Annotated in this window: 11 protein-coding genes; 7 read left to right on the top strand and 4 right to left on the bottom strand. The window is 43.0% G+C overall.

The genetic code is table 11. The features are described from left to right. The 3 genes from ACO4PX_RS05365 to ACO4PX_RS05355 form a co-directional block, all read left to right on the top strand. A partial coding sequence (locus tag ACO4PX_RS05365) for a hypothetical protein (protein ID WP_485571860.1) occupies positions 1-309 on the top strand: 309 nt, incomplete at its 5' end. Further along, positions 306-926, top strand: coding sequence for a TadE family protein (locus tag ACO4PX_RS05360; protein WP_485571858.1), 621 nt, complete (start codon positions 306-308; stop codon positions 924-926). The genes ACO4PX_RS05365 and ACO4PX_RS05360, both read left to right, overlap by 4 nt. Positions 927-936: 10 nt before the next feature. Then, on the top strand, positions 937-1,623 hold the full coding sequence (locus tag ACO4PX_RS05355) for a prepilin peptidase (RefSeq protein ID WP_485571856.1): 687 nt from the start codon (positions 937-939) through the stop codon (positions 1,621-1,623). A 119-nt stretch (positions 1,624-1,742) separates the two neighbouring features. Here ACO4PX_RS05355 and ACO4PX_RS05350 read toward each other — a convergent pair whose 3' ends face one another. Further along, complete coding sequence (locus tag ACO4PX_RS05350; RefSeq protein ID WP_315375749.1) at positions 1,743-2,738, bottom strand: DUF3137 domain-containing protein; 996 nt, start codon at positions 2,736-2,738, stop codon at positions 1,743-1,745. A 303-nt stretch (positions 2,739-3,041) separates the two neighbouring features. Here ACO4PX_RS05350 and ACO4PX_RS05345 point away from each other — a divergent pair, with 303 nt between their 5' ends. Next, positions 3,042-4,358, top strand: a complete 1,317-nt coding sequence (locus ACO4PX_RS05345; protein WP_315375748.1) for an ATP-binding protein — start codon at positions 3,042-3,044, stop codon at positions 4,356-4,358. A 189-nt stretch (positions 4,359-4,547) separates the two neighbouring features. On the opposite strand, the gene ACO4PX_RS05340 is transcribed toward ACO4PX_RS05345, so the two are convergent. Continuing rightward, on the bottom strand, positions 4,548-5,759 hold the full coding sequence (locus ACO4PX_RS05340; RefSeq protein ID WP_315365618.1) for a DUF819 family protein: 1,212 nt from the start codon (positions 5,757-5,759) through the stop codon (positions 4,548-4,550). Between the two features lie 53 nt (positions 5,760-5,812). After that, on the bottom strand, positions 5,813-7,294 hold the full coding sequence (locus ACO4PX_RS05335) for a C69 family dipeptidase (protein WP_485571854.1): 1,482 nt from the start codon (positions 7,292-7,294) through the stop codon (positions 5,813-5,815). A gap of 161 nt (positions 7,295-7,455) precedes the next feature. On the opposite strand from ACO4PX_RS05335, the gene ACO4PX_RS05330 reads away from it, so the two are divergent. The 3 genes from ACO4PX_RS05330 to ACO4PX_RS05320 all read left to right on the top strand — a co-directional run bounded on the left by ACO4PX_RS05330 (position 7,456) and on the right by ACO4PX_RS05320 (position 9,292). Next, positions 7,456-7,842 carry a hypothetical protein gene (locus tag ACO4PX_RS05330; protein ID WP_485571852.1) on the top strand — a complete coding sequence of 129 codons (387 nt, stop codon included), beginning with the start codon at positions 7,456-7,458 and terminating at the stop codon, positions 7,840-7,842. Between the two features lie 63 nt (positions 7,843-7,905). Then, positions 7,906-8,523, top strand: coding sequence for a flavin reductase family protein (locus ACO4PX_RS05325; RefSeq protein WP_485571850.1), 618 nt, complete (start codon positions 7,906-7,908; stop codon positions 8,521-8,523). Then, on the top strand, positions 8,504-9,292 hold the full coding sequence (locus ACO4PX_RS05320; protein WP_485571848.1) for a hypothetical protein: 789 nt from the start codon (positions 8,504-8,506) through the stop codon (positions 9,290-9,292). Before ACO4PX_RS05325 ends, ACO4PX_RS05320 begins: the two co-directional genes overlap by 20 nt. A 245-nt stretch (positions 9,293-9,537) precedes the next feature. On the opposite strand, the gene ACO4PX_RS05315 is transcribed toward ACO4PX_RS05320, so the two are convergent. After that, positions 9,538-10,490: polysaccharide deacetylase family protein (locus ACO4PX_RS05315; protein WP_485571846.1), on the bottom strand; the 953-nt coding region annotated here is incomplete at its 5' end.

The raw sequence follows: 10,490 nt of genomic DNA, 5'->3' as shown, positions 1-10,490 counted from the left end.
ACGGTAAGGGTAAAGAGAGTTCCGGATGATCTTGGACGATGCCATTATGTACTGGAAGCGGAAAAAAGCTTTGATTTTCTTTTTGCACCCTTGTTGGAGAAAGTTGGCTTAAAAGAATCCAACAAAGTAAAAGTAGTGGCAGTTGCCTCAACCCTGGATGTGCTTCATTACGTCAATACGGTCCATTTTAGCCAGTATTTTAATAATAAAATAAGTGATCTCTCCAAGATAGCAGGATTGGTAGATTCCTTTATCAATCTAGGAAAGGATTTGTTCGGTTTGGTTACTTCTTTTGGAGAGGACTCATGATAGGAAAAGAGGAAAACGATAAAATGAAGAGCAATCGAAATCACGTTGAAGATACCGTTGAAAATAATCTTAAAGAGACGCTGCTTAGAGAAAGAGCTTCCGTTACCCTAGAGGCGGCGATTATCTTGCCCATATTCTGCTTTTTATTTATGGCATTGAATGGTGTGTTCTTTGTGTTTTCGGCGCAGAATCAGGTGATGCATACTTTGGTGCAAACGGCCAATAGTCTGAGTCTGGATCCTTATTGGAATGAAAAAATAAGCTTGGAGAATACCAGTGTAAGTACTATTTTGCAAAGATTTGAGCGTTATGTGGTACGAGACCAAAGCTTCTCTTCTGCGGAAAGCTGGCACAAGAATGAAACAGTGTCTTCCGGTGTACTGGAGGATCGGTTTTATTCCTATTTTACCGGGGATGGAAATAAACTCAGTGCTTATACTAAATTAAAAAAATTGGGCGTTGTAGGGAACATGGAGCTTAGCGGGACGGTCAATAACGGCGACTTAACCCTTGTTGCCAAGTACAAGATGAAGTTTTGGTTCAATCTTTTTAAAACAGAACCATTGGACTTATCCCAGAAAGTGAAGGTTCATTTGTGGGGATTGGAAGACTATTAAAGGGGAAAACATGGCTTTAAAAATAGGCATCGGTGTATTGTATCTGCTTCTCTCTTTGTTAGCTATTAAGCTAAGCCACATTTTGCTGGTATGGCATCAAAAACAGCAACAGCAAAAAGGGATAGATAAAAAGGAAACCCATCCGATTTTCAATAAAAAGGCAAAAAATATATTGTATGGATTGTTTATTCTATTTTCCGCTGTATTGGGCTACTTTACGGCACAGAATGCAGTAGATACCTTTGCTATCGTTCGTCTGACTTTGTTGTATTTTATTTTGGCTGTAGCGGCCATTGTAGACGGGGAAAAATACATTATTCCGAATATCTTAGTACTGATTTTTCTGGTGGCAGGGGTAGTGATAGGACTCATTGAAATTTTGTATTATCACCTTGGGTGGAAAGAATTCCTTTTCCAGTCTTTAGGTTCCCTGTTTATTTTATTGCTCTTTCTTCTATTGATGGTATTCCTATCAAAGGGGGGACTGGGAATGGGAGATGTGAAATTATATGCTGCCATTGCCTTTTATTCCGGTATCAGTGCAGCCTGTATCATTCTTCTTTTCTCCTTTATTCTTTGTGCGATTACGTTCATCCCCTTTCTGCTTCTAAAGAAAATAAAGATTAAAGATGCCTTTCCTATGGGTGGCTTTATCTTTGCAGGCTATGGCATTAGCTTGATGCTGTCCTTGATATAGTACGGTGCTCTTGAATGGAACAGTAGGAAAGTTCCCCCAAAGAAAAAAGACCGATAAACCATCGCTATGCGGGTTTATCGGTCTTTTTGATGGGCTTTCCTAAAAAGGCTCTTTTTCTTTTAGCTTTGGAATACCTTCGTAAAATCCAAAAGAAAATCCAGCTGCTTCCGAAGCTCCTTATATTCCTTCTCAATGGACAGGCCGTCTACTTCTTCAGGAGTCTGAGGTGTGGGGAAGATGAAGTTATCGGTATATAAGGAGATATACAGCTTATTTCCCTCCAGATAGACGCAAAGACCGTTTTGAGAAATGTGTTCGTCAAACCAGGTCAAGACTCTTGGGCTTAAGAACTTTCTTGCGGAAAGCTCATCGCTACAGTAGATGTTGAAGTTTTCGTTGTGCTGAATATCTTCCACATCAATTTTTTGCTCTCCGGGCAGGGCTCCGGGATAGGCATCCTGTACTTCTCGTTTCAGAACTAAAGTTTTTTTGGTAGGAACTACTCGAAGCTGTCCGTTAAAGTTTACGGGGAGCTGCATGGAAAATACCTGTCCGACAAAGTCTGTCACCTGAACGTTTTTTGCATATTCCTTTCCGTCTCTGGTCTCAATTCTGGTTTCCGTGTGGGAAGAATAGAGATTACACATGCGAGTATCCTGCTCATCTCCTAAAGACAGGAAGAAGAAAGGCTCATATTTTTCTGATTTGGGCGTTACCTTTTTCATGGCCTGTAGAGGCAGGCTTCCTCTTTGTCCAAGATTTGCTTTTGGGAAGATTTTCTGAAGAATGGGCTTTAGGAATTCCTCCGCATACAAATCATCGTTATTCTTACCGCCTTTTGCAAAGTAAGCGTTTCTTTGCTCTTTTTTCGGACGATAGACAAAAAAATAAAGGAGCCCTACAAGCAAAATTCCGAATAACTTAAACACAATAATCAGTAAACCGGCTACGATGGCCGCAACGATAAGATAATTTTTCCATTTAATATTTTCCTGCATTTCCCCGCGAATCTTTGTGAGTCGTGCCTGTACATCAGGATCATCGGCCAGCTGTCGTACCCGCTCCTGCTCCTCCTGTCGATTTGTTCCTAGGTAATTTTCTTGAAAATCTGCCATGCAATCCTCCTTCATAGCTTAAAATTCATCAGCAAACAAGAAAAAATACAACAGAACTATTTTACAACAGAGGGAGGAGACAAACAACAGAAAAACGGGATAAGAATATGAAAAATCAGAATTAGATACAACAGAATCAGATACAACAGAATCAGATACAACAGAATAAAAAACACAGAAATAAGTAGAGCAAGAAAAAGAATAGGAAAATAGAAAAAAGTTTGATTGATAAATACCTTAAACTTGAAAAAAATAAAAGTTTAAGGTATTCTTATTATCAAGTTTTGCAAGGAGGTGTAAGAGGTGGGCGAGAATAGAAAATTAAAGGAACGTGATATTTACTTGAATAAATTGATTGCTTTTCAAGACACGGAGCCGGTGAAGGTTATCACGGGAATCAGAAGGTGTGGTAAGTCCAGTCTTTTAAAGCTGATGCAGGAATATCTCTTGCATTCGGGAGTAAAACAAGAGCAGATTATAGCAATCAATTTTGAATCCTTAGAATTTCAAGAAATGAGTTATAAGGATTTATATGCTTATGTGAAAAAAAAGATTTCGAAGAATCAAAGAACTTATTTGTTTTTTGATGAATTACAAAGAATTCATCAATGGGAAAATGCGATTAATTCCTTTCGCGTAGATTTTAACTGCGATATTTATATTACAGGATCAAATTCCTATCTTTTGTCTTCGGAGTATTCCACCTACTTGGCCGGAAGGTATATAGAAGTGAAAATGTATCCGTTGTCCTTTAAGGAATTCATAGACTTTCATGGTTATATTTTGAAAGACTATCAGACCCCTATTGGGGAAACAAAAAAACGTGCCTGGAAGGAAAATGGAGAAATCGCAGAAACAAGAGATTTACTTGATGCTTATATGCGGTATGGCGGAATGCCCGGAATTGCAGATTTTGGCTTGGAGCAAGATAGAGTGATGACTGTGCTGGACGGCATCTATTCAACGGTGGTGCTTCGAGACATCTTAGAAAGGGAAAAAAGAAGAGGACAGCGGCAGATTACGGATGCGGAGCTTCTTAGAAAAATCATACTATTTTTAGCTGATAATATCGGCAACACTACATCCTTAAATTCCGTGAGCAATACTCTGGTATCGGAAAATTTGCTGGAAAATCGTGAGAGGCAGGGTAGGCCGGCAACCCAAACTATAGCAACTTATGTAAGCGCTTTAAAAGAATCCTTTATGTTCTACGAAGTCAAGCGATTTGATATTAAGGGGAAGGAGTATTTGAGAACTCTGGGGAAATATTACATCGTGGATATCGGATTAAGAAATTATCTCTTAGGTTTTCGGGATAGAGATAGGGGACATAGCTTGGAAAATATAGTGTATTTTGAATTATTGCGTCGAGGCTATGATGTTGCTATTGGAAAAATAGCTAGTTTGGAGCTTGATTTTGTTGCTACAAAGGCCAATGAAAAGCTTTATGTACAAGTTACGGAGAGCATGCTGGAGGAGACGGTAAGAAACAGAGAATTGAAGCCTTTACAGCAAATTCCCGATAATTATACAAAAATGGTAATTACTTTAGACAAAGCATTGGATGAAGAATATGAGGGAATTCATGTTGTAAGCTTAATTGATTGGCTACTGGACTAGAAAAAGGGCCTACAAAAAATCAAGATATCCATAGTCTTCCTGCTATATAGGAGACAGTTTTGATTTTTTGCAAGCCTCTGTTTTCTTCTGTTTTCTTTGCGTCTTCTTCTGATTTTTCTGTGCTTTATTCTTCTGATTTTTTGCGCTTTTTCAGAATGAGATTCTTTTACAAAGTCGGTATAGTTTTGTTTAATGCAAAACCATTCCCACAAAGATTCCCAAATAATTTCCAATCACATAGCCCAAAGTTCCGATCAAAAGTCCCGGGATAATCAGCTCTGTCCAGCCCTTGGAAACCGCCATGGCCGCTGCTGTTGTGGGGCCGCCGATATTGGCATTGGAGGCAATGATGATTTCTTCGATGGAGAACTTGAAGATTTTTCCGAAAATCAGGGAAATAATCATATTAACCGCTACCATAATCAAAGCCAGAACCAAAAGCAGTGGGGATTCTTTAATAATCAAAAGAATGGAGGCAGGGGCACCGATTACCGCAAAGAAGAGGTAAATCAGGAAGGTACCGATTTCCTGAGAGCCTTTCACGGAAGACATTTGCTTCGGGAAGAAAGAGGCAATCATCATGGTAATGGTGGTAATCAGCAGGTATTTGTTCCCGAAGAAACCGCCCATAAACTGACTGAAGGCGTCTTTTCCGGAGAAGAAACCGCTGATGACTCCGGAGAGTTTGGTGGAAACAGTTACGATGGTAAAGGCAATGCCTACCGCAAAGGCAATGTCCTTTAGGGAAATGCTTTTTGCCCCCCAAAACTTCGCTGCCATGGTTTTGTTTTTATCCCGGTCCTCTTCGGACTGTGCCAAGAGGGCATCCTCATAGGGCTGCTTATACAGCTTTTTGATGATGGCCATGGAGGGCAGGGAAATAAGAACGAAAACATAAAGCGCCATCAAAAGATTATCCGCAACGATGGCAGCGGATACGGTTTTTCCCGGGACAGCATATTGTTCGGACATAGCTACGAAGTTTACCGCGCCGCCGGTATAGGTTCCTACGAACATGGGAATGATATCGTTGAGCTTGGGGATAGCATTTTTCAAACTAAAGTAGGCAACAAAGCCGCCCAAGAGAGTTCCGGCACTACTCAGAAGGTAGATGGCCAGCATTCTGCCGGATTCCTTTAAAATCTTCTTTACGTTGGCATTGAAGAGGAGCAGGGGTACCGCCAGGGGAACTACATAGCTCCATACCGCATCATATACCGGTGATTCTGTAGGGATGATGTTCAGGTTTGCCAGCACCAAAGTGAAGACTGTGGCTAAGATACAGCCGGTAATCTTGTTGGCCCAGACATATTTTTGTTCCAGGTATATAGAGATGGCCACGCTAAGGGACAGAATAGTCCATAGCGCCCAAGTATCTTCCGCGGAAATCAATGTTGTCATAAATATACCTCTTTCTATAATGGGGAGTTTCCTCTTATCGTGGGGCAGTGCCTCTAAGCGTCGGAGCGGGAATAGGAGTTTTTCATCACGCTACTGGCTTCAAACAATACCTTGTCCAAAAGCTCGGCGGTTTCCTGCTTGGCACAACGGGCAATCTTTTCATTGCATTCTTCCAGCATTGCTCGAATTTCTTCCTGACTTCTCTTTTTCTTTGCAATTTCCTTCTTGCACTCCAGAATCAGCTGATAGCACTTGGCTTGTACGGAGTTCTGATAGCGCTCCACGTGGAAACGGCTGATGGCGTAGGAAGCATTTGCCAAAGCGCCGATGAGCCGGTTGTTCCAATAAAAGCTGTCGGTGCTGACTTCCTTCTTGGTGGTGCTGAAGTAAGCGGGAATCTTTCCCACGGAGGAGAAGAGGGGAATCAGGGCATTAAAGACATTGCTTCCGAAGGCAAGCCAGGTAATGCACTCCAAGTCCTTAATCTTTTCTTCTTTATTCTGATGGAGAGACAGGAAGCAGGTGCGCTCGATGCCGATGGGACGGAACTGTCCCACATAACCGGTATCTCCGTATTTTCCGTAGCAATCATATTTGGTGCCTTGGAAATGAGAGGAGAGCACGTATTTTACATCCATGGGACTAATCTTCTTCTCCGGCACCATGCTCCAGGGGATGTCATCGGAATCCGGGGTGAAGTCTGCATTTTCCCCTTCATAACGGAAGCAGTGGGGATTCAAGGTCTTCAGCATATACCAGGTTCTGGGAGTGTTATATACATGGTCCGCATCGGAGTGGCTGCCGAAGGCATCTCTTGGATTGAACTCTTCCTCATAGGAAAGATTCAAATGATGCTCTGCGATAAATTCCTTTAAATCCTTGGAGCAGATGTGGGATTCCTGCTTTCCGAAGGCATCCTTTAAATCAAAGGAGTCGATGCCCTGCTGGTTGGCCATCATCACATAGGAATCATCCGGAACTCTTTTGGCGATAAAATGGTGTCCGCCAATGGTTTCCAGCCACCAAATCTCTTTGGTATCGGAGAAGGCGATTCCGTTCATCTCATAGGTGCCGTACTTTTCCAAGAGCTCTCCGAGACGAAGGACTCCTTCTCTTGCGGAATGGATATAGGGAAGCAGTAAGCTTACCATATCTTCTTCCCCGATGCCTCCGGGAATTTCTGCCCTGCCTTCCTTGTGAAGTACTACCAAGGGATCCGCTGCCAGCACCAGCTCGTTACTGGTAATGGTTTCCGTAGCGGAAACAGAGACATTGGCACTGTTGGTACCGGCGCCTGCCCAGATACCGTTATCGTTTAAGGCGTTGGGGAAGCAAATGTAATCCAGTGCCTTGTCCGGAAGAGGAATCTCCACATGAGACAGCACGGAACGGTATTTCTTGGGAGGATTCTTTCCGGAAACGGAAATCATTTTCTTCAGAGTATACTCTCCGGAACCGGAATCCATATTACGGGCGATCATAGTGGAACCGTCGTAGCTGGCATCCTTACCAACCAAAATTGTTGTACAAGACATAGCAAATTCTCCTTTCAAATATTTTTTTCTATTATATAATGCACAATTTCAGAAAGCAAACGATGGTTTTGAAATGCCTTTCGCTTGCTACCGAAAGCCGATTCATGGTATAAACAAAGGGTTGGAGAAGGATTGGAAAAGGACAGTATAAAGGAGGCACTATGGAAGAACAGGGATACGAGAATAATAAAGGCACTGTAGGCGGAGAGCAGCAGAGCATGGAAAAACAGTACAGCAGAGATACTTTGGAAAGAAGGCCGGGCCCATGGGATATTTCCGAGGAAGACCTGCCTGAGGAGCTTAAGGTGGTACCGGCTCTTCACTTCTTCCTGTATCAGGTGGTTTTTGCGATTCCTCTGGTAGGACTTATTGTGGTGATTATCATGAGTCTCGGAGCTACGAAGAATAAGAATATTCGAAATTTTGCCAGAGCCCAGCTGATTGCCATTGTGGTGGGAATTGTTCTGACAGCATTGTTCGGAGCGGCAATTCTCAGCTTTTTCCTGGCTTTTGTGGGCCCCTATTTGGAACATCCTCCCATCGTATAAAGAGGAATTTCCATCCTAATCTCGATACAATAAATTGTATTGTTTTGGAAGAAAGGAAGCTCTATGGCCAAGGAAATGTGGAAGCCCGGAAATATGCTGTATCCGGTGCCTCCTGTGCTGGTGACTTGTCAAAATAAAAAAGGGGAAAGCAACATGCTTACGGTGGCCTGGGCAGGAACAGTCTGCTCCACACCGGCTATGCTCTCCATTTCCGTTCGAAAGGAGCGGTACTCCCATGCTATGTTGATGGAAACCGGAGAGTTTGTAGTAAATCTTCCTACGGAAGATTTGGTACGGGAAACGGATGAGGCCGGTGTACGTTCCGGAAGAGATATCAATAAATGGGAAAAACTGCATTTGCATCAGGAAGAGGGGAAAATGCTTTCCGTTCCCATGATTTCAGAGTGCCCGGTAAATATGGAATGTAAAGTAAAGCAGGTTTTGGAGCTGGGAAGTCACGACCTGTTTTTGGCGGAAATCCTGGCGGTTCATGTAGATTCTTCCTTATTGGATGAAAAGAAACGCTTGCAACTGGAAAAGGCAAAGCTTTTGGCTTATTCCCACGGACAATATTTCGGTCTTGGAAAAGTCTTGGGAAGTTTCGGATTTTCCGTGCGAAAAGGAGCAAAGAAAAAGACAGTAGGAACAGAAAGGAAAAAGCATGGCAGCAGAAGAAAATAGAGATATGGAAGAAGATCTGGTGGGGCTTTCCGAAGACTTAGCCAGGTGGAATGCCAGAAGATCCAAGGAGGAGCAGTACCATCTCATAGAAGAAGAATCCGAGAAGCTTAGGGCTAAAAATCAAGAAGAGTTTTCTGAGGATAGAAAAGGCAGGAACAATGGAGGGAGCTCTGAAGCAGTACAGAAGAAGGATACTTCTTCAGAGCAGGACGTAGATGGTCTGAAAAACGGAAGATGGACTACGGAAGAGCTTCATCGTTATCGCCGCGCAGGGGATAAGATTCCGGAATATACCGCCGGATATCTGCCCAGTGAAGAGAAGTTTATTCGTTTCATGATGTCCTATTATAAGAAGAAAATCTGGGGATTGGTTTTTATCTTTTGGTTTGCTCTAGGCCTTTTGGCATTTACTCAGTATTGGATTGGAAATAGCTTTTTTGCCATTTGCATGGTAATTCTTATGGTTCTTGTTCCATTTTTTCTGTTTTATCTTTATAAGGGACAACTTCAGAATCTGTATCGGTCTTCCAATAAAAAGCTGAATTTACCGGTAAGCATCGCCTTCTATAAAAACTACTTTTTGATGAAGACGGAACGCAGCAGTATGATTGTGTACTATGAAGAGCTAAAAAACATCATAGATATGGAAACATTGTATCTTTTGGATATCGGTGGCAATGCGCTGATTCCCGTGGACAAGGACAGCTGTAGCGAGTCCTGCAGGGACTTCCTGGAGGCAGTACGGAAGAACCTTCTTATGGGAAGTTGAGGTAAATGAAAAAAAGGAAATAAAAAGAGCTGAATAAAGACTATTATTTTGGCTTTTCAATACAAAATAACTTCGAAACAGGGGCACGCTCCCGCTAACCTCGCCTCGCAGGGGTTCTAAGCTTTTATAAAACAAAAGCCAAGAACCCGCGGGCTCAGATTGCCCCTTATTTCGAAGCTATTTTTCTGAAAAGCCTTCTGATGTCTTTACTGATTCAGCTCTTTTTTATTTTCTTTTTTCTTTGCTTAGCCCTTCTTCCGGAAGGAGCCGTAGTTGTGTCCTGCCTGCAGGTCTACGCCTCTGGCCTTCGCCAGTTCGGATACGGTTACCAGCTGGAAGCCTCGTTCCTGTAAGGCGGGAATCAGTACCTCTGCCGCATCGGCACTTTGGGAATAGATAGAATGCATCAGGATGACATCTCCGTCCTTTACGTGCTGTAATACGGTGTTAATGGTACTTTTGGAGTTTCTGGTTTTCCAATCCAGGGTATCAATGCTCCAAAGAATGGAAGGCTGTCCCTGGCTTTGTAAAGCGGCCTTAACGCTGGCGGAGGTAGCTCCGTAGGGAGGGCGAACCAGAGAAACGGATTGACCGGAAAGTTTTCTTAGAATTTCGTTGGTCTTTGCCAGGGACTGGCTTGCTCCTGTCTGAGAAAGCTTTGGAAGATTCTCATGCTTATAGCTGTGGTTACCAACTTCATGTCCTGCCTCTGCCACACGCTTCACTACGGAAGGATATTTTTCTGCCTGGGTCCCTACGAAGAAGAAGGTACCTTTTCCGCCATACTTTTGGAAGGCTGCCAGAATACGGTCTTCATATTTTCCGGGACCGTCATCAAAGGTCAGGGCAACCATGGGCTTGGAAGCGTCCACATTGCTCTTGGAAACCTTATGGCTCTGCTCCGGCTGTTCCTCTCTGGGGCTTTCCCCCTTTGCTACCACAGTGACTAAAATACCGTCAATGTGCATTCCTACACCGATTTTTCCGCTGTCTTCTCCGTTTTTCGCCCAATCCTGCCAGGTGCCCAGTACCGAGGTTTTATAGTACACATCATACTGATCCTTTAAACTGCCATTTAGGAAAACGCGGATTCCCTCTATAGGCATGCTCTGTCCTTCTCCGGCGACCTGTCCATTCTCATAGGTTTTACTCCAGCCGCTACCGGAAATATTGACCTGATACTGAATGGTACCGGTAC

Source organism: Oribacterium sp. (assembly GCF_057249185.1).
This window is presented reverse-complemented; position numbering and strand designations above follow the sequence as displayed.

Bases quoted from the DNA above. Each gene is read 5' to 3' on its own strand.
- ACO4PX_RS05360 (WP_485571858.1), top strand. From the start codon at position 306: ATGATAGGAAAAGAGGAAAACGATAAAATGAAGAGCAATCGAAATCAC.
- ACO4PX_RS05355 (WP_485571856.1), top strand. From the start codon at position 937: ATGGCTTTAAAAATAGGCATCGGTGTATTGTATCTGCTTCTCTCTTTG.
- ACO4PX_RS05350 (WP_315375749.1), bottom strand. From the start codon at position 2,738: ATGGCAGATTTTCAAGAAAATTACCTAGGAACAAATCGACAGGAGGAG.
- ACO4PX_RS05340 (WP_315365618.1), bottom strand. From the start codon at position 5,759: ATGACAACATTGATTTCCGCGGAAGATACTTGGGCGCTATGGACTATT.
- ACO4PX_RS05335 (WP_485571854.1), bottom strand. From the start codon at position 7,294: ATGTCTTGTACAACAATTTTGGTTGGTAAGGATGCCAGCTACGACGGT.
- ACO4PX_RS05330 (WP_485571852.1), top strand. From the start codon at position 7,456: ATGGAAGAACAGGGATACGAGAATAATAAAGGCACTGTAGGCGGAGAG.
- ACO4PX_RS05325 (WP_485571850.1), top strand. From the start codon at position 7,906: ATGGCCAAGGAAATGTGGAAGCCCGGAAATATGCTGTATCCGGTGCCT.
- ACO4PX_RS05320 (WP_485571848.1), top strand. From the start codon at position 8,504: ATGGCAGCAGAAGAAAATAGAGATATGGAAGAAGATCTGGTGGGGCTT.